The organism is Streptomyces rimosus, from assembly GCF_008704655.1.
Classification (GTDB): domain Bacteria; phylum Actinomycetota; class Actinomycetes; order Streptomycetales; family Streptomycetaceae; genus Streptomyces; species Streptomyces rimosus.
On sequence record NZ_CP023688.1, the window covers coordinates 6,502,257 to 6,527,693 of the forward strand.

Annotated in this window: 22 protein-coding genes, 1 tRNA gene, 2 pseudogenes and 1 riboswitch; of the genes and pseudogenes, 17 read left to right on the plus strand and 8 right to left on the minus strand. The window is 70.7% G+C overall.

Annotation, left to right across the window (positions count from 1 at the left end):
* Positions 1-60: 60 nt before the first annotated feature.
* The 5 genes from CP984_RS28145 to CP984_RS28165 all read left to right on the plus strand — a co-directional run bounded on the left by CP984_RS28145 (position 61) and on the right by CP984_RS28165 (position 4,231).
* Complete coding sequence (locus CP984_RS28145; protein WP_003979716.1) at positions 61-519, plus strand: peroxiredoxin; 459 nt, start codon at positions 61-63, stop codon at positions 517-519.
* A gap of 179 nt (positions 520-698) precedes the next feature.
* Complete coding sequence (locus CP984_RS28150; protein ID WP_003979715.1) at positions 699-1,274, plus strand: TerD family protein; 576 nt, start codon at positions 699-701, stop codon at positions 1,272-1,274.
* Between the two features lie 254 nt (positions 1,275-1,528).
* Positions 1,529-2,104, plus strand: a complete 576-nt coding sequence (locus tag CP984_RS28155; protein WP_003979714.1) for a TerD family protein — start codon at positions 1,529-1,531, stop codon at positions 2,102-2,104.
* Positions 2,105-2,159: 55 nt separating this feature from the next.
* Complete coding sequence (locus CP984_RS28160; RefSeq protein ID WP_003979713.1) at positions 2,160-3,317, plus strand: DUF475 domain-containing protein; 1,158 nt, start codon at positions 2,160-2,162, stop codon at positions 3,315-3,317.
* 176 nt (positions 3,318-3,493) lie between these two features.
* Positions 3,494-4,231, plus strand: coding sequence for a TerD family protein (locus CP984_RS28165; protein ID WP_003979712.1), 738 nt, complete (start codon positions 3,494-3,496; stop codon positions 4,229-4,231).
* A gap of 216 nt (positions 4,232-4,447) precedes the next feature.
* Here the strand turns inward: CP984_RS28165 and CP984_RS28170 are convergent, their stop codons facing one another.
* Complete coding sequence (locus CP984_RS28170; protein ID WP_003979711.1) at positions 4,448-5,752, minus strand: TerD family protein; 1,305 nt, start codon at positions 5,750-5,752, stop codon at positions 4,448-4,450.
* A gap of 219 nt (positions 5,753-5,971) precedes the next feature.
* Between CP984_RS28170 and CP984_RS28175 the strand changes: the two genes are divergently transcribed.
* The 3 genes and pseudogenes from CP984_RS28175 (at position 5,972) to CP984_RS28185 (ending at position 10,674) form a co-directional block, all read left to right on the plus strand.
* Positions 5,972-7,144, plus strand: a complete 1,173-nt coding sequence (locus tag CP984_RS28175; RefSeq protein WP_003979710.1) for an HpcH/HpaI aldolase/citrate lyase family protein — start codon at positions 5,972-5,974, stop codon at positions 7,142-7,144.
* 72 nt (positions 7,145-7,216) lie between these two features.
* Positions 7,217-9,856: pseudogene (locus tag CP984_RS28180) on the plus strand (phosphoribosyltransferase domain-containing protein).
* Complete coding sequence (locus CP984_RS28185; RefSeq protein ID WP_003979709.1) at positions 9,853-10,674, plus strand: HAD family hydrolase; 822 nt, start codon at positions 9,853-9,855, stop codon at positions 10,672-10,674. The pseudogene CP984_RS28180 and the gene CP984_RS28185 overlap by 4 nt, the downstream one beginning before the upstream one ends.
* On the opposite strand, the gene CP984_RS28190 is transcribed toward CP984_RS28185, so the two are convergent.
* Positions 10,637-11,266, minus strand: coding sequence for a DedA family protein (locus tag CP984_RS28190; protein WP_003979708.1), 630 nt, complete (start codon positions 11,264-11,266; stop codon positions 10,637-10,639). The genes CP984_RS28185 and CP984_RS28190 overlap by 38 nt on opposite strands.
* Positions 11,267-11,374: 108 nt before the next feature.
* On the opposite strand from CP984_RS28190, the gene CP984_RS28195 reads away from it, so the two are divergent.
* From CP984_RS28195 to CP984_RS28205, 3 genes are read left to right on the plus strand one after another with little or no spacing between them, the layout of a single operon-like run.
* Positions 11,375-12,511, plus strand: a complete 1,137-nt coding sequence (locus tag CP984_RS28195) for a sensor histidine kinase (protein WP_030183472.1) — start codon at positions 11,375-11,377, stop codon at positions 12,509-12,511.
* Positions 12,502-13,158, plus strand: coding sequence for a response regulator transcription factor (locus CP984_RS28200; RefSeq protein WP_003979706.1), 657 nt, complete (start codon positions 12,502-12,504; stop codon positions 13,156-13,158). The genes CP984_RS28195 and CP984_RS28200 overlap by 10 nt, the downstream gene beginning before the upstream one ends.
* Before the next feature lie 9 nt (positions 13,159-13,167).
* Complete coding sequence (locus tag CP984_RS28205) at positions 13,168-13,827, plus strand: O-methyltransferase (RefSeq protein ID WP_003979705.1); 660 nt, start codon at positions 13,168-13,170, stop codon at positions 13,825-13,827.
* Positions 13,828-13,986: 159 nt separating this feature from the next.
* Here the strand turns inward: CP984_RS28205 and CP984_RS28210 are convergent, their stop codons facing one another.
* From CP984_RS28210 to CP984_RS28230, 5 genes and pseudogenes are all read right to left on the minus strand, one after another.
* Positions 13,987-14,199, minus strand: coding sequence for an FmdB family zinc ribbon protein (locus CP984_RS28210; RefSeq protein WP_030183475.1), 213 nt, complete (start codon positions 14,197-14,199; stop codon positions 13,987-13,989).
* A pseudogene (locus CP984_RS28215) lies at positions 14,148-15,518 on the minus strand (sugar kinase). Before CP984_RS28215 ends, CP984_RS28210 begins: the two are co-directional and overlap by 52 nt.
* Entirely contained in the window at positions 15,512-16,657 is a 1,146-nt protein-coding gene (gene dgoD, locus CP984_RS28220; RefSeq protein ID WP_003979703.1) for a galactonate dehydratase, read from the minus strand. Before dgoD ends, CP984_RS28215 begins: the two are co-directional and overlap by 7 nt.
* A 113-nt stretch (positions 16,658-16,770) precedes the next feature.
* Complete coding sequence (locus CP984_RS28225) at positions 16,771-17,430, minus strand: DUF4383 domain-containing protein (RefSeq protein ID WP_003979702.1); 660 nt, start codon at positions 17,428-17,430, stop codon at positions 16,771-16,773.
* Between the two features lie 495 nt (positions 17,431-17,925).
* Positions 17,926-19,320 carry a coiled-coil domain-containing protein gene (locus tag CP984_RS28230; protein ID WP_031024279.1) on the minus strand — a complete coding sequence of 465 codons (1,395 nt, stop codon included), beginning with the start codon at positions 19,318-19,320 and terminating at the stop codon, positions 17,926-17,928.
* A gap of 187 nt (positions 19,321-19,507) precedes the next feature.
* Here CP984_RS28230 and CP984_RS28235 point away from each other — a divergent pair.
* From CP984_RS28235 to CP984_RS28250, 4 genes are all read left to right on the plus strand, one after another.
* Positions 19,508-19,579 (plus strand) — tRNA-Val (locus tag CP984_RS28235).
* Between the two features lie 188 nt (positions 19,580-19,767).
* Positions 19,768-19,992 carry a hypothetical protein gene (locus CP984_RS28240; RefSeq protein WP_030183481.1) on the plus strand — a complete coding sequence of 75 codons (225 nt, stop codon included), beginning with the start codon at positions 19,768-19,770 and terminating at the stop codon, positions 19,990-19,992.
* 169 nt (positions 19,993-20,161) lie between these two features.
* Complete coding sequence (locus tag CP984_RS28245) at positions 20,162-20,713, plus strand: DoxX family protein (protein WP_003979700.1); 552 nt, start codon at positions 20,162-20,164, stop codon at positions 20,711-20,713.
* 66 nt (positions 20,714-20,779) lie between these two features.
* Complete coding sequence (locus tag CP984_RS28250; RefSeq protein WP_003979699.1) at positions 20,780-21,280, plus strand: VOC family protein; 501 nt, start codon at positions 20,780-20,782, stop codon at positions 21,278-21,280.
* Between the two features lie 115 nt (positions 21,281-21,395).
* Here the strand turns inward: CP984_RS28250 and nicT are convergent, their stop codons facing one another.
* Complete coding sequence (gene nicT / locus CP984_RS28255; protein ID WP_043977738.1) at positions 21,396-22,613, minus strand: Nickel transporter NicT; 1,218 nt, start codon at positions 22,611-22,613, stop codon at positions 21,396-21,398.
* Positions 22,612-22,824, minus strand: a riboswitch (cobalamin riboswitch). Its footprint overlaps the gene before it by 2 nt.
* A 203-nt stretch (positions 22,825-23,027) precedes the next feature.
* On the opposite strand from nicT, the gene CP984_RS28260 reads away from it, so the two are divergent.
* Positions 23,028-24,125: an ABC transporter substrate-binding protein gene (locus CP984_RS28260; RefSeq protein ID WP_003979697.1), complete on the plus strand. Its 1,098-nt coding sequence runs from the start codon at positions 23,028-23,030 to the stop codon at positions 24,123-24,125.
* Positions 24,125-25,354 carry a FecCD family ABC transporter permease gene (locus tag CP984_RS28265; RefSeq protein ID WP_003979696.1) on the plus strand — a complete coding sequence of 410 codons (1,230 nt, stop codon included), beginning with the start codon at positions 24,125-24,127 and terminating at the stop codon, positions 25,352-25,354. The genes CP984_RS28260 and CP984_RS28265 overlap by 1 nt, the downstream gene beginning before the upstream one ends.
* The last annotated feature ends 83 nt before the right edge of the window (positions 25,355-25,437 follow it).

Genomic DNA, 25,437 nt, shown 5'->3' on the forward strand with positions numbered 1-25,437 from the left:
GAACGGCGTCCGGGCACGGCGGCGCGCCCGCTCACGGCGTCTGCGAAGGGAACGGTCCCCATGGCGATCGAGGTCGGCACGAAGGCTCCGGATTTCGAGCTGAAGAACCAGCACGGCGAGCTGGTCAAGCTCTCCGACTTCCGCGGCGAGAAGGCCGTCGTCCTCCTCTTCTACCCCTTCGCCTTCACCGGCGTGTGCACCGGCGAGCTGTGCGCCCTGCGCGACGAGCTGCCGAAGTTCGTCAACGACGACGTGCAGCTGCTGGCCGTCTCCAACGACTCGCCCTTCTCGCTGCGCGTCTTCGCCGAGCAGGAGGGCCTGGAGTACCCGCTGCTGTCGGACTTCTGGCCGCACGGCGAGGCGTCGCGGGCGTACGGCGTCTTCGACGAGGAGAAGGGCTGCGCGGTGCGCGGGACCTTCATCATCGACAAGGAGGGCGTGGTGCGCTGGACCGTCGTCAACGGCCTGCCCGACGCCCGTGACCTCAACGACTACCTCAAGGCGCTCGACACCCTCTGACCGGGGCGCGCGCAGGGCCGGTCGGGGCGGCCGAACGGCCCGGGCCGCGACATCGAAGCGGTGTCCGGACCGGAACCTGTAATCGGTGGGAACCGGTCACTAGGATCAAATCGTTGATCCGATGCCATGCACGATGGGGGCGCAAAACATTTCGTACCCCTCGAACCCAAGGAGGACTCGTGGGAGTCAGCCTCAGCAAGGGCGGCAACGTCTCGCTGACGAAGGAAGCCCCCAATCTGACCGCGGTGCTCGTCGGTCTGGGCTGGGACGCGCGTACCACCACCGGTACGGACTTCGACCTGGACGCCAGCGCCCTGCTGACGAACGACCAGGGCAAGGTCGCCAACGACCAGAACTTCGTGTTCTTCAACAACCTGAAGAGCCCGGACGGCTCGGTCGAGCACACCGGCGACAACACCACCGGTGAGGGCGAGGGCGACGACGAGGCCATCAAGGTGAACCTCGCCGCCGTGCCCGCCGACGTCGCCAAGATCGTGTTCCCGGTGTCCATCTACGACGCCGAGAACCGTCAGCAGAGCTTCGGCCAGGTCCGCAACGCCTACATCCGCGTCGTCAACCAGGCCGACGGCAACGAGCTCGCGCGCTACGACCTGAGCGAGGACGCCTCGACCGAGACCGCCATGGTCTTCGGCGAGCTGTACCGCAACGGCGCGGAGTGGAAGTTCCGGGCCATCGGTCAGGGCTACGCCTCGGGCCTGCGCGGCATCGCGCAGGACTTCGGCGTCAACGTCTGACCGGAGACACCTTCCGCGCCCGGCGCCGTACACCCCTGTCCCGGGGCGTACGGCGCCGGGCGTGCTTGAAGCCCGTACGCCCCCGTACGGGACGCGGACCCCGGAGAGCGGCGTGCGCGCACCGCGCACGGTCCACGCGCGCGCCGTCAAGGTGCCGTATCCAGGGCCGTGTCCTCTCGTACGGGCGGTGTACGAACCCGTAGAAAGCCGTGGACCACCGCGGCACCACCGTCACCGGGGAGGATGCGAACACCATGGGCGTCACGCTCGCAAAGGGAGGCAACGTCTCCCTCTCCAAGGCCGCGCCGAATCTCACGCAGGTCATGGTCGGCCTGGGCTGGGACGCGCGCTCGACCACGGGTGCGCCGTTCGATCTGGACGCCAGCGCGCTGCTGTGCAGGTCGGGGCGGGTGCTCGGGGACGAGTACTTCGTCTTCTACAACAATCTCAAGAGCCCGGACGGCTCGGTCGAACACACCGGCGACAATCTCACCGGTGAGGGCGAGGGGGACGACGAGTCGATCCTCGTCGACCTGAGCAAGGTTCCCGCCGAGGTCGACAAGATCGTATTTCCGGTCTCGATCCATGAGGCGGATCTGCGCGGCCAGAGCTTCGGCCAGGTCAGCAACGCTTTCATCCGGGTCGTCAATCAGGCCGACGGCAGTGAGCTGGCGCGTTACGACCTCAGCGAGGACGCTTCCAGCGAAACGGCAATGATCTTCGGTGAGGTCTACCGGTACAGCGGTGAATGGAAGTTCCGCGCGGTGGGCCAGGGGTACGCGTCGGGGTTGCGAGGCATCGCTCTAGACTTCGGGGTCAACGTTTCGTAAAGGCGCCGCGCGCCCAGCGCGGGGGACCCCACACAGCGAGGGATTGGGTTAGGCAGTGCTCCTGAGAACCTTTGGCTGGTCGTTCGCCATCACGGCGGCGGGCCTGGCCTTGGCCGGCGTCCTCTGGGGGTGGCAGGGGCTCGCGATCGTCGGCATCCTGTCGATCCTGGAGATCTCGCTCTCGTTCGACAACGCGGTCATCAACGCCGGCATTCTGCGCAAGATGAACGCCTTCTGGCAGAAAATCTTCCTGACCGTCGGCATTCTGATCGCCGTCTTCGGCATGCGCCTGGTCTTCCCGGTGGTCATCGTCGCGATCACCGCGAAGATGGGGCCGCTGGAGGCCGTCAACCTGGCGATCAACGACAAGCCGCAGTACGAACACCTGGTCACGGGGGCCCACCCGGCCATCGCGGCCTTCGGCGGCATGTTCCTGCTGATGATCTTCCTCGACTTCATCTTCGAGGAGCGCGAGCACAAGTGGCTGGGCTGGCTGGAGCGGCCGCTCGCCAAAATGGGCAAGCTGGACATGCTGTCCGTCATCATCGCGCTGATCGTCCTGCTGGTCACGGCCATGACGGTGGCCACCGACGTCGCGCACGGCGGCGGTGACAAGAGCGCGACGGTGCTGCTCTCCGGCGTCGCCGGCCTGATCACGTATCTGGTCGTGGGCGGCATCTCCGGCTACTTCGAGGACAAGCTGGAGGAGGCCGAGGACGACGAGGACGACGACGCCCCGGCGGCGAAGACGGCCGGGGACGCCGGCTCGAACGGCGCCTCGAAGAGCTCGGTCTCGGGCGTGGGACTGGCCGGCAAGGCCGCGTTCTTCATGTTCCTCTACCTGGAGGTCATCGACGCGTCGTTCTCCTTCGACGGCGTCATCGGCGCCTTCGCCGTCACCAACGACATCTTCGAGATGGCGCTGGGTCTGGGCATCGGCGCGATGTACATCCGTTCGCTGACGGTCTTCCTGGTCCGCAAGGGAACCCTGGACGACTACGTCTACCTGGAGCACGGCGCGCACTACGCCATCGGCGCGCTGGCGGTCATCCTGCTCGCCTCGATCAAGTACGAGATCCCCGAGGTCGTCACCGGCCTGGTCGGAGTCGGCCTGATCCTGCTGTCGTTCTGGTCGTCCGTGCGCAAGAACCGGCTGGAAGGCAAGCCCGGGGAGGGCTCCCGGGCAGAGCCGGAAGTCACCTCCGGAGTGTGACGAGGGGCTGATTGAGGAACGCTCTCTGCGGGGCGGCCATGGAGTGCTCACTCCATGGCCGCCCCGCGGCCGTACCGGGCCAAGGGGTGGCCGGGTAGGGCGGAAGCACGCAGCAAGTCGGGCCGTGGGCCATCGGGGCGGGCGGCCTTCGAGTCGGATCGATGGGGTGGGGCAAGGTGTCATTCTTCGACAATTGGCGGCGGGGCGGGGCGCCGAAGTTCGAAGCCGGTGGCGCGTCGTACGTGGTCGAGTTGACCAAGCGCAACCCGGTGGTCTCGCTGACCAAGCAGGGCGCGGCCTCCGGGCACCTGCGGGTCAACCTCTCGTGGCAGATGCGCACGACCGACATCGGCATGCGCGGCTCGCAGCGCGGCGGCAGCCTGCTGCGCAACCCCGGCAAGATGTTCAAGCCGGAGGTGGTGCAGGCGCAGGGACCGGCGGTCGTCAAGATCGACCTGGACCTCGCCTGCCTGTACGAGCTCAAGGACGGCACCAAGGGCGTGGTGCAGCCGCTGGGCAACTTCCTCGGTGACATCAACGCCGCGCCGTATGTGAAGCTCAGCGGCGACGACCGGTTCGGCTCGCCCTCCGGTGAGACGCTCTACATCAACCTCGACCACCGCGACGAGATCAAGCGCCTGCTGATCTTCGTCTACATCTACGACGGAACCCCGGCCTTCGACCGCACGCACGCCATCGTGACGCTCTACCCGAGCAGCGGCCCCCGGGTGGAGATCGGCCTCGACGAACGGGCTCCCCAGGCCCGTTCCTGCGCCATCTTCATGCTGGAGAACAACAAGGGCGACCTGACCGTCCGCCGCGAGGTCAAATACGTCTACGGCTTCCAGTCCGAACTGGACCGGCTGTACGGCTGGGGCCTCCAGTGGGGGCGGGGGTACAAGTCGAAGGTGTGAGAGACGGGGCGGCGAGGCGCGGGGGAAACGTCACGGCGGGGGCGTGCGGTTCGGTACCTGCGTGGCCGGTGTTCGCGGGCGTGCTTGTGGCCATGGCCGTGCTCGTGCCCGTGCGGGGGTTCAGGCCGCTGTTTGCGTGCAGTTCGCTCGTAGGGCGCCGTGCTGCCCGCCGACCGTAGGTGCGGTCTCCTGAGGCGGCGGGCTGCCGGTCGCCGGTCAGCGGTGCTGGAACTGCGGTCCCTGCGGAGGCAGGACGAAGTTCGGGTCCGGGCCGGGGCCCGGGGGCTGCTGTGGATAGCCGTAGGCCGGAGGGGCCGGGACGGCCGGGGCCGCCGGTCCCGTCGGATACGGCTGGTGTTGAGGCTGCTGCGGAGGCTGCGGATAGCCGTAGGAGGGCTGCGACTGCGGCTGCTGCGGCATCGGGCCGGGATAACCGTACGCGGGCTGGGCAGGCGGCTGCGCCGGGGGCGGCGGGAACTGCGGGGCGTTGGGCGGATAGCCGTAGCCGCCACCGGTGGGCTGCGGCGGCGGGAACGCGGCAGCCGACGCCCCTGCGGGCGGTGCCGTGGACGGCGGCGTGCTCGTGGGCGGGGCGGCGGGAGGCGACAGGGGGAAGGAGTCCGGCTCTGCCTGGGAGGGCGGTGTGGAGGGGGTCGGGTTCGGGCTCGTAGGCGGTGCCGGGGCCTGCGACGGGGCCGGGTCCGGGAGGTGGTGGGTGGCGGCCTCGGGGTGCGGGGCGGCCGAGGGGGCACCTGCTTCGCGGGGGGTGCTTGCCGCTGCTGCGGTGCTGGTGGGGGCGGGTGCTGTGCTGCCGGCGGGTGTTGTGCTGCTGGTCGCTGCGGCGTTGCTGTCCGTGGTGGCGGGTGTGGGTGCGGGCGTGCCTGCGGGCGTGCCGGTAGCGCCCGCGGGCGTCGTGGCCGGGCTCGGGGCGGACGGCGCGGAGGCGGCCGTGCCGGTGTCGGCGGACGCGGCAGCGTCGTCCTCCTCCACCGAGATCCCGAACTCGGTGGCCAGGCCGTTCAGCCCCTGCTCGTACCCCTGCCCCAGCGCACGGAACTTCCACCGATCACCGCGCCGGTACAACTCGCCACAGATCAGGGCCGTCTCCTTGCCCGTCTCCGGCACCACGTCGAACACCGCGATCGGCTCGTCGTCCCCGGAGGAGGCGTCGTAGAGCAGTACGCGCAGGTCCCGCACATGGGCGAAGGTTCCGCCGTCCGCCGACGCGGTGAGCATGACACGGTCCACCGACGCTTCGAGGGCGGACAGATCCGCCTCGATCGTGTCGGCCAGCCCGTCGGTCAGCCGCGTCTTCGGCAGGTGCCGCACCAGGCCGCTGGGGTGGCGGGGCTGGTTGTAGAAGACGAAGTCCGCATCGGAACGCACGCGGCCGTCGGCGGCGAGAAGCAGGGCCGAGGCATCGACATCGGGCACTCCGGCGCCGGGCGTCCAGCGCACTACGGCCCGTACCGCCGTGGTGTCGAGGGGTACGTTCGACCCTTTCAGCATCGCGTGCGTCATGTCCGTAATCCTGCCTTCCCGGAGGTCGGAGGGACAACGCGGGGGCCTCACCGGCGTGGCCCGGCCGGTCTCCGCGGCACCCGGCCGTCGCGTGCGGGTTACGTGCTTTTCACCCCGGCGGGAACTTTCCCGTCGCGGCCACACGTACGATTACCGGCCGGATCCAGACAGCGAGTCGCCGCGGGGTGGCCCCGGCCCCGCCTGCTCACGGGGAGTTCTATGCGTCATTTTGGGCACCTTGCGCCCGATATCCGGAACGCTTTGTTCCACAAGGAGCCGGTCGAGTTCACCGCCGACTCCCCGCCCGGCACGCTCTCGGTGGCCCTCGGCGCGACGCTCTACAGCCCCGCCACCCGCCCCAAGCTCGCCGAGGACATCGTCAAACAGGCAGGCCGGGGCGTGGTGTCCATGGTGCTCTGCCTGGAGGACTCCATCAGCGACGCCGATGTGGTGGCCGGTGAGGAGAACCTCGTGCGGCAGTTCGCGGTTCTCGCCGAGGAATCGGGGGACGGTACGGACCTCCCGCTGCTCTTCATACGGGTCCGCGCGGCAGCCCAGATACCGGACCTGGTGGGCCGACTGGGCCCTGCCGTGCGGCTGTTGTCTGGATTCGTACTGCCGAAGTTCACCGAGGAGCGGGGCGTTCCGTTCCTGGAGGCGCTGGCCGGCGCGGAGGCGGACTGCGGGCGGCGGCTGTTCGCGATGCCGGTGCTGGAGTCGCCCGAACTGCTCCACCTGGAGAGCCGCGGCGAAACACTGCGGGGCATAGCGCGCACGGTGGACAAATACCGTGACCGGATACTGGCCCTGCGCCTCGGCGTCACGGATTTCTGCTCGGCCTACGGCCTGCGCCGGGCCCCCGACATGACCGCGTACGACGTGCAGATCGTCGCGTCCGTGATCGCCGATGTGGTGAACGTGCTCGGACGGGCGGACGGCACCGGGTTCACGGTCACCGGTCCGGTGTGGGAGTACTTCCGCCTCCACGAGCGGATGTTCAAGCCGCAGCTGCGGCAAAGCCCCTTCCTGGGCCGGGCGGAGGAACTCCGGACGGCCTTGATCGAGCACGACATGGACGGTCTGCTGCGCGAGATCGAACTGGACCGCGCCAACGGCTTGCAGGGCAAGACCTGCATCCATCCCTCGCACGTGGCGCCGGTGCACGCGCTCTCGGTCGTCAGCCACGAGGAGTTCAGCGACGCGGTGGACATCCTGCGGCCCGAGCGCGGCGCCGGCGGAGTCCTGCGCTCCGCGTACACGAACAAGATGAACGAGATCAAACCGCATCGGGCCTGGGCCGAACGGACCCTTCTGCGGGCCGAGGCGTTCGGTGTGGCCCGCGAAGGTGTCGGCTTCGTGGAACTGCTGACGGCGAGCCTCCCGCACACCTGACGCGGCGCACGCCTCGGACACCGGGACGGCTGCCGCCCCACCGGCCCGAGGACACCCAGGAAGCGACGAACGATGACGACGACGGTGGAAGAGACGAAGGAGACGGGCGCAGTGGTGTGGACGGGAGAGTGGGTCGCGCAGCGGCTCGGGGTCTCGCTGAGTGGCGGGCCCGAGCTGTCCCGGCTGCTGGGCCTGGCGCTGCGGCGCAACCCCAAGCGGGCTCATCTGCTGGTGTCGAACGTTCTCGGCAAGCATGTACCGCAGCGGCCGGAGGCGGTCCACGGCGCGGGGCTCGGCCTGGGGCGCCGGGTCCGGGAACTGCTGGGCGACGCGGACGCGGCGCGCGCCGTCGTCCTGGGATACGCGGAGACCGCGACGGGGCTCGGCCACAGCGTGGCCGACGGGCTGGCGCTCGCGCCGTATCTGCACTCCACGCGGCGGCCGGTCGAGGGAGTGGCGCAGGCGGGCGGTTTCGAGGAGGAGCACAGCCACGCGACCTCGCACCTTTTGCTCCCCGAGGACCCGTCGTTGCTGGCCGGGGACGGCCCCCTGGTCCTCGTGGACGACGAGTTCTCCACCGGCCGTACGGTCCTGAACACCATCAAGGCCCTGCACGCCCGCTTCCCGCGCGAGCGGTACGTCGTCGTCGCCCTGGTCGACATGCGCTCGGAGGCGGACCGCAACCACTTGGACAAGTTCGCCGCCGACCTGGGAGCACGGGTCGATCTCATATCCCTGGCCGCCGGAGGCGTACAGCTCCCGGCCGACGTACTCGAACGGGGCCAGGCCCTCGTCGCGGCCCACCTGGACACCGCGCCGACGGAAGAGTCTGGCGTGTCGGGGACCGTGGCCGCTTCCGCCGAGGGGGCGGCTTCCGGTGGGGGTCCGGTCTTGGGTGGAGTCGCGGCTCGGGCTGGGGCCGCGGCCTCGGGCAGCACTGCGGCCGCGGTCGGTCCCACGAATCGGCCACTCCCCGAGCGCATCGACCTCGGCTGGCCCGAGAGCGTGCCGGACGGCGGTCGGCACGGCTTCACGCCCGAGCACCGGGCCCTCCTGGAAGCCGCGCTCCCCGGCATGGCGGCCCGCGTCGCCGACCGGCTCGCCGGTGCCCGCCGGGTGCTGGTCCTCGGCAACGAAGAGCTGATGTACGCGCCGCTGCGCCTCGCCGGCGCCCTGGACGACGCGACACCGGCCGAGGTCTGCTTCTCGACCACCACCCGCTCGCCGGTCCTGGCCGTGGACGATCCCGGCTACGCCATCCGCACCTGGCTGACCTTCCCCGCCCACGACAGGCCGGCCGACGGGCCGGGGGAGCGGTACGCGTACAACGTCGCGCCAGGTACGGACCCTCGGCGCCGCTTCGACGCGATCGTCGCCGTCACCGACTCGCACGGCGACACTCCGGAACTCCATGGTCCCGACGGCCTCCTGGCGCAGCTCACCCCGCAAACCGACCGGCTGCTGCTCGCCGTCGTCCCCTCCTACACACCGGCGTACGCACTGCCGCAGACGCCGGAGCCCGCTCCGCAGCCCACGCCCGACGCCACGCAACGACAGGTCTGACCGATGCCCCTCCCCGAGCCGCTGCGCGGCCCCGCCTTCTCCTCCTACGCCCCCGACGAGGTCGGCTGGCTGCTCCAGGACCTGTCCTCGGTCAGCCTGGAAGCGCCGACCGAGGAGCGCGAGGAGGCGATTCAGGCCGGTGGCGCCCACTACGCCGAATCGCTGCCCGTCGAGTACCAGCCGAGCGAGCAGTACCAGGCGCTGTTCCACAGCGCCCTGGCGACCTCCGCCGCCCGCATCGCGCGCGCCGTCGGCACCGTCACGGAAACCGTGCTCGCCGAGCGATCCCCCCGGCCGGTACTGGTTTCCCTGGCCCGCGCCGGCACCCCGGTGGGCGTCCTGATGCGCCGCTGGGCACAGTACGCCGACGGGCTCGATCTGCCGCACTACGCCGTCTCGATCGTGCGCGGCCGCGGCATCGACACCACCGCCCTGCGCTGGCTGGCCGCCCACCACGATCCGGCGGACGTCGTCTTCGTCGACGGCTGGACGGGCAAGGGCGCCATCACCCGCGAACTCGCGGAAGCGCTTCGGGACTTCCCCGGCTTCGACCCGAGGATCGCCGTCCTCGCCGATCCCGGTGGCTGCGTGGATACCTACGGCACCCGCGACGATTTCCTCATCCCGTCCGCCTGCCTCAACTCCACCGTCTCCGGCCTGGTCTCGCGCACCGTACTGCGCGACGACCTCGTGGGGCCCGACGACTTCCACGGCGCCAAGTTCTACCGCGAGCTGGCCGGCGCCGACTTGTCGCGGACGTTCGTCGACACGGTCGTCGCGCGCTTCGACGAGGTCGCCGAGCAGGTCGCCTCCGACGTGAAGGAACTGGCCGCCGCCGACCGGACGCCCACGTGGGCGGGCTGGGCCGCGGTCGAGCGGATCAGTGAGGCGTACGGCATCCACGACGTCAATCTCGTGAAGCCGGGGGTCGGTGAGACCACGCGGGTACTGCTCCGGCGGGTCCCCTGGAAGATTCTGGCCCGGCGCGGCGCCGGTACGGACCTTGATCATGTGCGTCTCCTGGCTGAACAGCGGGGCGTACCCGTCGAAGAGGTCGACGAACTGCCCTACTCCTGTGTGGGATTGATCCACCCCCGCTACACGCGGGGCGCGACGGGTGCGGACGGCAAGGCGGTGACCGCGCTGTGAGCACACTCGTCGCCAGCGACCTGGACCGCACCCTCATCTATTCGGCCGCCGCGCTGGACCTGGCCATGCCCGACGCCGAGGCGCCGCGCCTGCTCTGTGTCGAGGTCTACGAGCGCAAACCGCTCTCCTACATGACGGAGACGGCGGCCGGGCTGCTGGCCACACTTGCCGACACCGCCACGTTCGTCCCGACGACCACACGCACCCGTGAGCAGTACGGGCGCATCCACCTCCCGGGCCGCGCACCACGCTTCGCCATCTGCGCGAACGGCGGCCACCTGCTCGTGGACGGTGAGTCCGACCGCGACTGGCAGCGCACCGTCGCCGCGCGGCTGACCGCGGAATGCGCCACGCTCGACGAGGTCCGTGCGCATCTGCTGCACAGTGCCGATCCGGCCTGGCTGCTCAAGGAGCGCGTCGCCGAGGACCTCTTCGCCTACCTGGTCGTGGAGCGCTCGCTGCTGCCGCAGACCTGGGTCAAGGAACTCGCCGAGTGGGCGGACGCCCGCGGCTGGACCGTCTCGCTCCAGGGCCGGAAGATCTACGCCGTACCGAAGCCGCTCACCAAGGGCGCCGCCGTGGCGGAAGTGGCCCGGCGAACCGGGGCCGCGCAGACACTCGCCGCCGGGGACTCGCTGCTGGACGCCGACCTGCTGCTGGCGGCGGACCACGGCTGGCGCCCCGGCCACGGGGAGCTGGCGTCCTCCGGGTGGGACGCCGAGCACGTCACCGCACTGAGCGAGCACGGGGTCGCGGCCGGCGAGGAGATCCTGCGGGCCTTCACCCGCGCCGCCGCTGCCCCGGACCGCTCCTGCTGAGCCGCACGGCCAGGAAGGCCAGCACCGCCAGTCCGGCAGCCACCAGGACCACCTTTGAATACGTGTCCGCATAGCCGGTCACTTCCTCCCAGTTCTCGCCGAGCGCGTAGCCGGCGAGAACGAAGATCGCATTCCAGATCAGACTTCCGAGCGTGGTCAGGAGGAGAAAGGCCGGTATCGGCATGCGTTCGATGCCGGCCGGTATCGATATCAGGCTGCGGAAGATCGGGACCATCCGGCCGAAGAACACCGCCTTGCTGCCGTGTCGTTGGAACCAGCGCTCGGTCTTCTCGACGTCCGACACCTTGACCAGCGGCAGCCTGGCCGCGATCGCCAGCATGCGGGCCCGGCCGAGCGCCGCGCCCACGCCGTACAGCGCCAGCGCGCCGAGCACCGAGCCGAGCGTCGTCCACGCGAGCGCGGAGAACAGGGACATCCGGCCCTGGCCCGCCGCGAAGCCGGCCAGCGGCAGGATCAGCTCGCTCGGCAGCGGCGGGAAGAGATTCTCGGCGGCGATCGCCAGGCCCGCGCCGGGCGCGCCGAGGGTGTCCATGAGTCCGGTGATCCAGCTTGTTTCCGCGAGTTCGTTCATGCTTCGACGGTAGAAATCCGCGGGCGCGGGCACATTGCGGAAAACCGCACGGAACACTGTGGTTTACCGCAGTGTGGAGGCAATGGCGCAGCCACTAGCGTTTTGATCATGCGGGGGATGACACGGCGCGGGATGCGCCTCACGGTCGGATTGTTGGTCGGCGCGGGCATGGTGGCGGTCGAGCTGCCGTTCATCGCGCTCTCGGGGCTCGCGCTGCTCTGCGTATACATGTGGCCGCGCGGGAGACGGAAGGTGCTGGAGCCGGTGACGGCCGTGGCCCGGTGCCTCACCGAGTCCGCGCGCCGCCGACTGTGGTTCGGCGGTGCCGACTTCTCCTATGGGTACGACACCGAGCGCGCGCTCAAATACCTGGCGGTCCGCTGGGCCTTGGGGCTACTGGGCGGTTGCGTCGTGATCTCCGCGCTCGCGGGGGCGACCGTCGTCCTGTGGGCGTCGACGGCGTGGATGTTCTCCACCATCGAGCACCCGGTGGACGTCGCGGAGACAGGTGTGGGCGCCGTGTTCCTGCTCTTCCTCAGCCTGCAAGCGGTCTTCGGCATGGCGACCCTGGAAGCCCGGCTGGCGCGACACTTCCTCGGCCCCACGCACGAGAAGGAGTTGCAGCGGCGGGTCGCGGAACTGGCCTCCAGCCGGGCCGGGGTCGTCGCGGCGGTCAACGACGAACGCCGCCGTATCGAGCGCGATCTGCACGACGGGGTCCAACAGCGACTGGTGGCCCTGGGCATGCTGCTCGGCCGCGCGTTGCGCGCCAAGGACGAAACCCGCACGGTCGAACTGCTGCGACAGGCCCACGAGCAGAGCCGCCAGGCGCTGACCGAACTGCGCGAAGTCGCCTGGCGCGTCTATCCGACCGTGCTGGACGAGGCCGGGCTCCGGACCGCTCTGGAAACCGTCGCGGAGCGTTCCGCGGTGCCCGTCCGCCTCGACTACCGCCTCGCTCGTGAACCCGACACCGCCGTGGCGACCGTCACCTATTTCGTCATATCCGAGGCGGTCACCAACGCCGTCAAGCACTCCTGCGCGGACCGGATAGCCGTCACCGTCAACCGTGAAGACAACACCCTGTTCCTTCGGATCCAGGACAACGGCGGGGGTGGTGCGGATGCCTTGGGTAGCGGACTGTTCGGGCTGGCCCGCCGGGTCGCCGCCATGGACGGCCGGTTCCGGGTGGCCAGCCCGGCCGGCGGACCCACCACGATCACCGCGGAGCTGCCGTGCGCGTAGTACTCGCCGACGACTCGACCCTGCTGAGGGAGGGCTTGGTGCGACTTCTGACCGAAGAGGATCACGAGGTGATGGCCGCGGTGGGGGACGCCGCGGAACTGATGACGGTGCTGGAGCGCGCACCGGCGGAGCAGCGGCCCGACGTGGTGGTCGTGGACGTACGGATGCCGCCCACCCACACGGACGAAGGACTGCGGGCCGCGGTCAGCATCCGCGAGCGCTGGCCGGACGTCGGCGTACTCGTCCTGTCGCAGTACGTCGAGCGGCGGTACGCCACCGAGCTGCTGACCGAGGACAGCGAGGGCGTCGGCTACCTCCTCAAGGACCGCGTCGTGCAGGTGGACGAGTTCCTGGACGCGCTGGAGCGGGTCGGCTCCGGGCGGGCTGCCTTCGACTCGGAGGTCGTACGGGTCCTGTTCTCCCGCAGCAGCCGCGCCGATCCGCTGAACGCGCTCACGGCCCGTGAGCGCGAGGTGCTCGCCCAGATGGCCGAAGGACACACCAACACGGCCATCGCCGACAGGCTGCACATTTCCCGGAGCGCCGTGGAGAAGCACACCAACGCGATCTTCGACAAGCTCGGCCTGACCGGCACTTCCGGCTACTCTCGCCGCGTCCTGGCCGTACTGCGTTACCTGGGGACCTGAGGAGCACCGGTGACCAAGAGCAAGACCACGACGATCACGGAGGCGCTGTACGACTACGTCCTGGCGCACAATCCGCCGCTGGACACCGTGCAGCGGGAGCTCGTACGGACCACGCTGGAGCGCTTCCCCGACGCGGCGCGGATGCAGTCGGCGCAGGAGCAGGGCCCGCTGCTGGCCTTCCTGATCCGGCTGTGCGGCGCGCGGCGGGTCGTGGAGGTGGGCACCTTCACCGGGTTCTCGGCCCTGGCGATGGCGCAGGCACTGCCGCCGGACGGCACGCTGATCGCCTGCGACATCTCCGAGGAGTGGACGGCGTACGGTCGCGAGGCATGGGCGAAGGCCGGTGTCGCGGACCGTATCGACCTGCGGATCGCCCCCGCGCTGGACACGCTGCGGTCGATCCCCGCCGAGCCGCGGATCGACTTCGCCTACCTCGACGCGGACAAGGGCAACTACGTCGCGTACTGGGAGGAACTGGTCCCGCGGCTGCGGCCCGGGGGACTGATCGTCGCGGACAACGTCCTGTTCGGCGGGAAGGTGGCCGATCCGCACGCGGAAGGACCGGCCGCGGCGATCAAGGAATTCAACGATCACGTCATGGCGGACGAGCGGATGGAGGCGGTGATGCTCACCGTGGCAGACGGACTGACCGTGGCACGCAGGCGGTGACGAGGCGAGCGCCGGTAGCCGGGGCCGCGAACTGAGAGCAGGGCCGCCGGGGCGTGTGCAACGCACCGGCGCGTGCTGCGCAACCCATCGGACGGCCCTAGAGCGGCGTAACGGCAGTCGGAGGAGAGGGAACCGCTGGGGACCCGCTGCGGCCGATGGTCAGCCGCAGCAGCCGCCTCCACAGCAGCCGCCTCCGCCGCCACCGCTGGGGGCCGGGGCAGCGGCGGTGCCGCCGACGGCGACCGTGGACAGCAGTTTGACCGTGTCCTCGTGCCCGTCCGGGCAGGTGGCCGGAGCGGAGGACTCGGCCATCGGGCGGTTCAGCTCGAAGGTCGAGCCGCAGGAACGGCAGCGGTATTCGTAACGAGGCATGGCCACAGATTAGCCCGCGAGGGGGAGAAAGGGGGCAGAACGTGGGGGGAGAACGGAGTGGGCCAGCGTACGACCGTGCCGGGTGGTGCGCCGAGGAGGCGCAGTTCGGCACGTGTGGGAGCGCCTTTCCAGTCGCCGGGGGAGGTCACCGCGAAGGCGCCGGTGGTCACGCCCCGTTCGAGGCGCCCGACGACGCCCTCGCCGTCCAGCAGAGTGGAGAGATAGCCCGCTACGAACGCGTCACCGGCACCCATTGGGTCCACGGCTTGTACAGGTACGGCGGGCTGGTGCAGCGAGCCGTCGATGGCGTGGTGCGGGTGGCACGGGCGTTGGTTGGCGGGGTGGGGCTCTGGGTGCGTATAGGAGGTGGCGCCGTCCGGGCCGAGTTTCACGACGATCTCGGTGACGCCTGCGGCCGGCCATTGTCCGGCCTGTGCGGTGATGTCGGCTGGCGAGCCCGGTGGGAGGCACAGCGAGAGCCCGTCGGTCGAGGAGATCAGGATGTCCACGTACGGGATCCAGTCCCGCAGGACCGCCGACGCCTGGTCGGCCGTCCACAGCCGGGAGCGGTGATTCACGTCGGGGCAGACCGTTGTCTCGCGTTCGCGGGCCAGGTGAAGGGCGTGCGTGGACGGGGCGCGGCCCAGAGCAGGGGTAATGCCGACCAGGTGCAACACCTGGGGTGCAGTGGTGGCGAAGGCCCGGTCGAGCACGTCCGGGGCCATGCGCGACCCGGCCGAGCCCGCGCGGTAGTAGTGGATGCGGGTCACGTCCGGGAGCCGCGGCTCGAAGAGGATCAGCCCGGTCGGGGCGTCGGGATCGGACGAGGCCGGGGAGATGTCCACCCCTTCGGCCCGCAGGGTACGGAACACCAGCTGACCGGCTTAGCCGTCGCCCACGATGCCCGCCCACTGGACGTCGTGGCCGAGCCGGGCGAGGCCAACGGCGACATTGCTCTCGGCGCCCGCGATGGAGACGTTCATGGTGCCGCCCAGCTTGAGCGGGCCGGTGCCGCGCAGCGCGATCATGGTCTCGCCGGAGGTGAGCACGTCGGTGTTGGTGTTGGTGTCAGGGCAGGTGTGGGTGGTGGCTTCGGCGCTCGTGCTTTGGTGGCCCGCGCCGGGTCGGTCTGCGGATGCGGATGCGCCTGCTCGTGGTCTCGCCGCTGTGTTTTGGTCTGTGTGCGGGGGAGGACCGGTGGCTGTGTGAGGGGGCGTGTTCGCGTGCGGGCGCGTGCTGGTGCCGGTTGTCCGTGCGTTTTCGGCGTGGGGCCGAGGGGCTTGGCCCGGCTTGTCCGGTCCTGGCGTGCGGCTCACCATTCGGCGAACGAGCCGTCCGCGTGGCGCCAGACGGGGTTGCGCCAGGTGTGGCCTTTCTTGTCGGCGGCACGTACGGCCGGCTCGTCGACCGTGATGCCCAGCCCCGGGCGGTCGGTGCGCGCGAGGGAGCCGCCTTGGAAGCGGAAGGGGGCGGGGTCGATGACGTAGTCGAGCAGCTCGGCGTCCTGGTTGTAGTGAATGCCGATGGACTGTTCCTGGATGAGGAAGTTGGGGGTGGTGAAGGCGACTTGGAGGCTGGCCGCGAGCGAGATCGGGCCGAGCGGACAGTGCGGGGCGAGCTGGGCTCCGTAAGTCTCCGCGAGAGCGGCGATCCGGCGGAGTTCGGAGATGCCGCCCGCGTGCGAGATATCCGGTTGGAGGATGGCGACGCCGGCCTGGAGAGGAGCCAGGAACTCCTGGCGGGTGAAGAGCCGTTCGCCGAGCGCGAGGGGGATATTGGAGGCGTTGACCAGGTCGGGAAGGGAGTGCGGATAGTCGGGGAGGACCGGTTCTTCGACGAACATCGGCGCGTGTTCGGCGAGCAGGGGGAGCAGGCGCCGGGCGTTGGCGGGGGACACACGGCCGTGGAAGTCCAGGCCGAAGTCCCGCTCGTCGCCCAGTACCTCGCGTGCGGTCTCGGCGCGGCGCAGGCAGTCCCGTATCTCGGCGCGGGTGGCGACCGGGGTCATCGGGCCGCAGCCGTTCATCTTGACGGCGGTGAAACCCGCCTCGATCTGGGCGGTCAGAGCGTCCCGTATCTCGGCCGGTTCATCGCCGCCGATCCATGAGTACGCGCGGACCCGTTCCCGTACGGGGCCGCCGAGGAGTTGGTGGACCGGGACGCCGTACTCCTTGCCCTTGATGTCCCACAGGGCCTGGTCCAGCCCGGCGACGGCGGAGGAGAGCACCGGGCCGCCGCGGTAGAAGCCGCCCTTGGTCATGACCTGCCAGTGGTCCTCGATACGGGACGGGTCCCGGCCGAGGAGGTATTCGGCCAGGACCTCGACGGCGGCGCGTACCGGTTCGGCGCGGCCCTCGACCACCGGCTCGCCCCAGCCGACGAGGCCGGTGTCGGTTTCCACCCGGACGAACATCCAGCGCGGCGGTGCCAGAAACGTTTCGACGCGGGTGATCTGCACGCGGGGCGGCCCTTTCTACGAGGGGGGGGAATGCCGTTCCGTAACGGTATGGGCGATGCAGCGACCGCAATGGGCTGCCTGGAGTGGGGGCGCTGTTTGCGGTAGTCCGTGCACTACATGGCGTGCCGGCGGCGGTGCTTCGGGGAGTGGGAACGGAAGCGGGAGCGGTGTCCGTGGGTTGTGGGAGCCTCGTGGCGAGGGGCCGCGTGTGCGCCGGTTCGGGGTGGCAGGGGGCGCGCGGTTCGGTTTGCGATTTCCGGGTGGCGGGCGCGCCAGTACGGGTTGTCGTGGGGCAGGCCGCCGGAGACACGACCGTACATGCCGAAGACCAGCAGCATCAGGCCGACGAGGAAGCTGAACAGAACGTTCTGGATGCGGAAGGCCAGGAAGTTGAAGCCGGTCTCCAGAATGGCGAGATTGACGAAGCCGCTGAGCAGGAAGGCGACGCCGAGCACGATGTTGAGTGTCGAGGCGAAGTTCCCGCCGATCACCATGCCGCCGAAGAGCACCAGGCCCACGATGATCGACAGCACGCTCAGCGCGCCGTTGGTGTTCAGCCCGGCGACGGTGTCGCCGCCCGTGTCGAAGAACCCGATCTTGTCGATCAGGCCGAGAATGCCGAAAGCGACGAGTACCAGCCCCACCAGACCCGCGCCGAAACGGTAGATCTGGCTGAGCCGGTGATCGACGGGGAGATGTTCGTCGAGCCGTGTGTGCCGCACCTTGCCGCGCAGCGTCCGGGAGGGCCCGTGCAGAGCCTGGCCAGCGTCCATGTCCGGCCTCCTTCACGCAGATGAGCCGCCGATGAGCCGCCTGGACCGTGCTTGACTCCAGCATCCGCCTGTCCGCGGCGGGACGCCAAAGTGCCAGGTCAGTGGGTAGGGGAGGGGGAGGCCAGAGGGCGGGCGGGGGTGGCGGCCGGTCGTGGGACGGGGCTGCGGGGTCTCGGCTTTCGCCGGGGCGGGGGCAGCCGCCCGTACGCACTGATCGTTACGGCTGTCGCCCTGCGGCCACGCCGCCTGCGCGACGGGAGCAACCACGGCCGCCCGCGGCATCGCCGCCTGACCGCTGCACCACTGCGGGCCGTGCACTTACGGCCCGCCGGGCCACCGGCCCGCCCGACCCACAGACCGCCGAGCCAACGGGACCTATCGCCAGCCGATCAGCCGCTCCGCTGCACGCAACCTCACTGCACACCGCCCCACCGCACGCCGCACACCACCCCACCCGCACCAGCCCCGAACCCACTGCCGGGCACCGTCACCCCCTCACCCCGCCGCCCCTCCACCCCGCTCCTCGCGGATCTCCTGCACCACGCGGGCCGCCGTCTGCCGTACCGCTTCCATCTCGGTCAGGAAGTGCCACCAGTCCGGGTGCCGTCCCTCCAGGCCGGCGATCGCGCGCTCCAGGCGCGCCACCGCGTCGTCCAGCGGGCGTGCGTGGCGCGGGTCGGGCGTACTGCGGCCGGCCATCGCCAGCCGCTGCGCGTCCCGTACCGCGAAGCGCGTCCGCTCGACCTCCTTCTCGCGGTCGAAGGACACCTCGTCCAGCCGCCGCAGCCGGTCACCGGCCGCCGAGACCGCCTCGTCGGTCGTGTTCAGCAGGGCCCGCGCGGTCGCCAGCAGGCTCGTGGCGTCGGCCCAGCGCTGTTCGTCGCGGGCCTGCTGGGCCTCGCGCACCTTGGTCTCCGCCTGCGCGACGGCGTCGGCGGCCTGGTCCGGTACGTTCTGGAGGTCCTGCCAGCAGGCCGCGCTGTAACGCCGGCGCAGTTCGCTCAGTACGGGATCGACCTTGGCCGCCCGCGTCGTGATGGCCTGCGCCCGGGTCCGCAGCGACACCAGCCGCTTGTCGATCTCCGCGGCCTTCTCCGGCAGCCGCTCCGCCTCGGTACGTAGGGCCTCGGCCTGGCGCAGTACGTCGTCGGCGCGCCGGATCGTCTCCTGCACGCCGTGCTGCCCGGCGCCCTGGTTCAGCTTGGTCAGCTCGGGCGACAGGGCGGCCAGCCGGGCCGCCAGGCCGTCGGCCTTGTAGTTCTGCGCGCGGACGGCATCCAGCGCGTTGCTCGCGGCCAGCAGGGCCTGCCGGGCCCGCTCGACCGCCGGCGCGAGCCGCGCCAGCTGCGTTTCCGCGGTCTGCAGCAGCGGCCCCAGCCCCTGCGCGAAGCGGTCGAGGTCCGCCTTGACCCGCTCCAGCTCGTCCTTGGCCCGGGTCAGGTCGGCGCGCGCCCGCGAAGCCGCGCCGGCGTCGAGGTCGTCCCGGTCGAGGTCGTGGGCGTCGACGGCGCTGATGTAGCCCTGGCTGACCTCGTCGATCCGCTGCCCGAAACGCTCGTACTCCTCCGCGGCCCGCACGGCCGCCGGGGAACGGTCGACCGCGGTGATCGTCTCTATGGAGATCCGCAGGTCACGCTGGGCCGTGTCCAGCTCGTAGAACGCCGCCGCGGCAGCGTCCTTGGCCGCCTGGGCATCCGCGCGCTGGCTCTCCCCGCGCCCGAACCAGCGCCGCGTACCGCCGCCCGCGAAGGCGGCCGGGGCCGCGGCGGCCAGCAACGGCAGCGGCAGCAGGAGCAGAGTCACGGTGTCCCGGAGCGGTCCGCCCCGGGGGCGACGGCGTACTGCACGGCGTGCTCGCTGCTTGCGCGGCTGCGTGTGTGTCGCCGTCACATCCCTCTCCCGATCGCATCGCCCCTGGCCCGGCTGCCATTCTCCCACCCAGTAGGAACGAACACAGCGGCCGGTTGGTTCGCGATCAAGGACAGGATCCGGCGCGGCCACGGCCCCCGCCCCGAGCCGTCCACAACCCGGGTTTGCAGTGCAGCCCGGAAAGCAAGGTAGCCTGTCCGCTCAGCCAGGGCGCATAGCTCAGCGGTAGAGCGCTGCTCTTACAAAGCAGATGTCACAGGTTCAAATCCTGTTGTGCCCACAGTGAGAAGCCGCATCTGAGCGGTGAGATCGAAGCCCCAACCGAGGTCGGTTGGGGCTTCGTCGTTTTCGGGGTCCGCGGGAAGTCCACACGCCTACAGGCCGCGCGTTGTGCGGGGAGGCGGCTGTCGTCGCCTTCCCTGCTATAGCCGACATGCGGGGTGCTTTTGGGCGGTGCAGGCTGAAGGTATGGGTGTGCATTTGCCGGTGATTGTTCATCCGCCCTCGCCTTCGGGTGGGCGTCGGGTGACGGTTCATGGGCAGATCGTCGGGCTGGCGCATGGGCGGGGGGATGTTGCCGAGTTCTTGCGGCGGGCGGGGCTGGCGCCGGATGCCGAGGATGTTGATCTGGATGCGCCGGGGCTCATCGAGTGGCGGGGCGGGGGCAAGGACGTCTGGGTGGCTTCGGGGTGAGTGGGGGGTGGGGGTGGTTACGGGGGGTGTGTGAGGGGGTTCGGGGGGTGAGGTTGGCCGGTGGGCCTGTTGTTCAGGTTTCAAGTGATGTGTATCTTCGAAGGGTGACTTGAAACTTCAAGTACTTCCGATGGTGGCCGCCCGGTCACAGACAGAAATGAGCGTTCGTATGACCTCCCCCCTCAGCCCCCTCCGTGACTACGGCAGCGGCATCGACGACCGCCATGCCGCGAGCCCGCACGCGTACGACATCGGTCTGCTGGTGTTGCGGCTCGCGGTCGGCTTGATCATGGCCGCGCACGGTGCGCAGAAGCTGTTCGGCTGGTTCGGCGGGGGCGGGCTGGACGGGACCGGGCAGTTCTTCACGGCCAGCGGCTATCCGTCGGGCAAGGCCATGGCCGTCGTCGCCGGTCTCAGCGAGACGCTGGGCGGCCTCGGGCTGGTGCTCGGGCTGCTGACGCCGCTGGCGGGGGCGGCGCTCGTCGGGACGATGGTGAACGCGCTGGGGGTGAAGTGGGGCGGCGGGTTCTTCGCGCCCGAGGGCGTCGAGTACGAGCTGCTGCTCACGGCGGGCGCGGCGGCGCTCACGCTGACCGGCCCCGGCCGGTACGCGGTCGACCGGCTGCTGCCGGTCCTGCGCGCGCACCGGCTGGCGTACGGCGTGGCCGCCCTGGTGCTCGGTGTGGTCGTGGCGCTCGTGTTCCTGCTGATCCGTAAGTGAGCGGCGCGGGGCGGGGGCGGGCACGTCGGGAAGATGTCGGTAAGCAGCGGAAGGTGAGGGATTGACGTGGCGGTACGGCGGTTGAATCACGCGGTGCTCTACGTACGGGACGTGGCGCGCGCCGTGGCCTTCTACAGCGAGGCGCTCGGGTTCCGGGTGGATACGGAGATTCCGGGGCGGGCCGCGTTCCTCAGTGCGGAGGGGACGGCCAATGATCACGATCTCGGGCTGTTCGCGGTGGGGGCCGCGGCCCCTGGGCCCGAGCACGGCCGGGTGGGGCTCTACCACCTGGCGTGGGAGGTCGGGACCCTCGGCGAGCTGGCGGACGTGGCGGCGGAGCTGGCGCAGCGGGTCGCGCTGGTCGGCGCCACCGATCACCTGGTGTCCAAGTCGGTGTACGCGAAGGACCCGGACGGCAACGAGTTCGAGGTGATGTGGCGGGTGCCGCGCGAGGACTGGCCGGGCCCGGACGAACCGGACCGGCTCCGCCCGCTCGACCTCGAAGCGGAGCTGGCCCGCTGGGGGCGGGACCTGAAGACGGGGGCGGCGGCGGGGTCGGCCACCTGAGGGGAGGGAGGGGCAGGGGGTGGGGCGTACCGCGTACCGCCTCGCCGGCTCCGTAGCGCTTCGGCTCACCCCCGCCCCGGCACAGGCCCCGTCAGCCGTCCCCCCCCGGCCTTCGTCAGCCACCCTCCCCGGCCCCGGCCCCGGCCTCCGCTCCCGAAGCCCGCGCCGACCAGCGCTTCTCCACCCCGGCCAAGCGCCAGTACGCCAGGGCCGCCGCCCAGACGACCACGAACAGGCCGACGATGATGAAGCCGACGTTGTCCAGGTCGATGGACGAGATCCAGTCGGTGACGCCGTCCTTCAGGTCCAGCTTGTCGTGCAGGACGGTGACCAGCTCGATGGTGCCGATGAAGAACGCGACGGCGATCGACAGGCCGGTGATCGTGAGGTTGTAGTAGACCTTGCGTACCGGGTTCGAGAACGCCCACTGGTACGCGAAGTTCATGAACGTGCCGTCCAGGGTGTCGAACAGGCTCATTCCGGCCGCGAACAGCAGCGGCAGCACCAGGATCGCGTACCAGGGCAGACCGGCCGCCGCGCCGCTGCCCGCCATCACCATCAGCGTCACCTCGGTCGCGGTGTCGAAGCCGAGGCCGAAGAGCAGACCGAGCGGGTACATCTGGCCGGGCCGGGTGATGGAGCGGGTGAAGCGGCCCAGTACGCGGTTCATGAAGCCGCGCGAGTCGAGGTGCTGCTCCAGCTCCGTCTCGTCGTACCGGCCCTCTCGCATGGCGCGGAACACCCGCCAGATGCCCGCCAGCGCGACCAGGTTGAGCGCGGCGATGAGGTACAGGAAGCCGCCGGAGACCGTGGTGCCCACGGTGCCGAGCACCTGGTGGGCGCGCGAATCGTCGTCCAGCAGGGTGCCCGCGAGCTGCGCGCCGCCGGCGACCAGCGCCGCCATGGCGACGACCACGCTGGAGTGCCCGAGCGCGAACCAGAAGCCCACGGAGACCGGCCGCTTGCCGTCGGCCATCAGTTTGCGGGTGGTGTTGTCGATGGCGGCGATGTGGTCCGCGTCGAAGGCGTGCCGCATGCCGAGGGTGTACGCGGTCAGGCCGAGGCCGACGCCGAAGACCTGCGAGCCCACCGCGTAGTGGTGCGGCACGACCAGCAGGAAGAGCACGCCGAAGGCCACGATGTGCAGCCCGGCGATGACCGCCATCAGCCCCGCGGTCCGCACGGTGTCCTGCCGCCGCCAGCGGAAGTCGGGCAGGGGGGAGGCGGGAGCGGCTGAGGACGACGCGGCCGAAGTGGGGGAAGGGGAAGAAGGGTAGGGGGGATCTGTGGACAGGGGCATCCGGTGGTCACGCTCCAGCACCTCGTGGATCAGTTCGTGAGATGCCGTGGCCGGTCTCCTGGCTGACGGGTGTGCGCGCCCGCCCCAACCTTCCCGGCCGCGGGCTGCGGCCAGTGGCTCCGTACGGCGAAGGGCGCGTACGGACAGGGGCGGGAACTTCCCGATCACAGTGGCGAGGGCCGCTCCGGCCTGGACCTTACGGTCGTCACCGGTCTTCCCGAACACCACGGCCCGGACACTCTAACGCCGTCGCTGCCGCCGGTCAGCGCCCCGGCCACCGGGCCACTGCCTCGGGAACCCGGGGCGCCGGTTGCTCGACTACCTGATCCGGGCCCGCGCCGGCGGGCCGTCGGACAGTCGAGAGGCAGGGAGAGCGGGCATATGCGTCCTCGCATGAATGGGCACGTGGTGGGGCCGGGACCGGGGTTGGGGGCGAAGGGCCGGACGGTGACGGCGGCGGTGACGGTGCTGGCGGTGGCCGCGCTGGCCGCGGGGTGCGGCAGTGCCGACGGGCGGGAGTCCGGGAGGGCGGGCAGCCGGGACGACGCGGCGGGTGGCTTTCCGGTCACCGTCACCGATTGCGACGGGCGGAAGACGACCTTTTCCACGGCGCCGCGGAAAATCGTCACGAGCAATGCGGCGAGTCTGGAGATGCTGCTTCGGCTGGGTGTCGAGGACCGGATTGTCGGCACCGGATTCCCGCCGGGCAAGGGCACGTTGCCGGGTGAACTCGATGCTCGGGCGCAGCGGGTGCCGGTCCTGGGCAAAACGGTGATCCCGAAGGAGAAACTGCTCGGCTCCGGGGCCGATCTCTACATCGACACGTTCGCTTCGATGGGCAACATGGGCGGGGCGGCGACCGGCCCCACCGAGACGGAATTCGCCGCGGCGGGCATCAAGCACGTCTATCTGGCCTCGACCGCATGCGCGCCGCGCAAGAAGGTGCCGCAGCGGGATCTGTCCGCGGTCGAGGGGGACATCCGGCGCCTCGGGCAGGTCACGGGCACATCGCCGAGGGCGTTGCAGCTGGTGGCGGAGATGGAGAAGAAGGTTTCCGGGGTACGGAAGGCCATCGCGGACGTACCGGCGGAGAAACGGCCGTCGTATTTCTTCTTCGATTTCGACGCGGGAACGAAGCAGCCCGTGGCCGTCTGCAACCGGCAGGTGGCGAACGCGGTGCTGACCGAGGCCGGGGCGCGGAACGTCTTCGCGGACTGCGCGGGTGATTTCCAGCGGGTCTCGTGGGAGGACGTGGTCGGCAAGGACCCGGACTGGATCCAGCTCGGTGTACGGAACCGGGGCAGCGCCGCGGCCAATGAGAAGGCGTTCGGTGAGGCCGAGCAATTCCTCCGGACGTTCCCGGCCACGGCGGGGCTGCGCGCGGTGAAGGAAGGGAAATTCCTGCGCATCGGCTCGGAGCGGACGACCATCGCGGGGGTCGGCAACGCCGATACGGTACGGCGGATCGCGGCGACGCTGTATCCGGACCGGCTGGGCGGCGGAGAGGGCACGGATGGCGTGGCTGCCGGCGGGGCGGGCCGCTGATGGGGCGGTTGGTTGCGGGGCGGGCCCGTACGGACGCGGGGCCTGCCGGTACGGGCGCGAGGCCCGCTCGTACGGACGCGAGCCCCGCCGGTACGGCCTCGGGCCCCACCGATGAGGCCCCGGACCCCACTCGTACGCCCCCAAGCCCCGCCCACACGCTCTGGATCGCCGTCGGGCTCCTCCTCGCCCTGCTCGTCGCGCTGACCGCCGCCGTTTCGCTCGGTGCCACCGACATCGCGCCGGGCGAGGTGTGGTCGGTGGTGTTCCGGCGGCTGGGCGGGGAGCCGCCGCGGCCCGGTACGGACGATCTGATCGTCTGGCAGCTGCGGGTCCCCAGGGCGCTGCTCGCCGCGCTGGTCGGCGCGGGGCTCGGGCTCGTCGGTACGGCCACCCAGGCGTTGGTGCGCAACCCGCTCGCCGACCCGTACCTGCTGGGCATCTCCAACGGTGCCTCGCTCGGCGCGGTGGCCGCGATGGTGCTGGGCGCGGGGGCCATGGCCGGGATGGACGGGCTGTTCGGAACAGGAGGGGCAGGAGGAGCGGGAGGAGCGTTCGGGCTGGGCGGGGGCTTGGGGCTGTCCCTGGCCGCCTTCGCCGGGGCGCTCACCGCGTTCGCGCTGGTCTGGACGCTGGCGCGGCGCGGCGGCGGCTTCGCGCCGCTGCGGCTGGTGCTCGCGGGCGTTGGTATCGGGCAGTTCCTGGCCGGGTTCACCAGCTATCTGGTCCTCCAGGCCGGGGACGAACAGCAGACGCGCGGCGTGCTGTTCTGGCTGATGGGCAGCCTCGGCGGTGCCACGTGGGGCACGCTCGCCCTGCCGGTGCTCGCCGTGCCCGCCGGGCTGCTGGTCCTCCAGGCACGTGCCCGCGCGCTCAACGCGCTGACCATGGGGGACGAGACGGCGGCGAGCGTGGGCGTGGACGTCGTCCGGCTGCGCCGGCTGCTGTTCGTGGTGACCAGCCTGCTGACCGGCGTACTGGTCGCGGTGTCCGGGGCCATCGCCTTCGTGGGCCTGATGGTGCCGCACCTGTGCCGGCTGATCGTCGGGGGCGACCACCGACGGCTGCTGCCGCTGGCCGCGCTCACCGGGGCGCTGCTGCTGGTGGTGGTCGACATCGTGTGCCGTACCGCCATGGACGGCCAGGAGTTGCCGGTGGGCGTGGTGACGGCGCTGATCGGTGCGCCGGTGCTGCTCTACGTGCTGGACCGGCGGTTGGGAGTGGGGGCATGAGCCGGAAACCGGTGACGGCAGCGGACATCGATGCGGATGCACTCACGGATGCCCGTGTAGAAGACCAAAGCCCCACCCCCGGC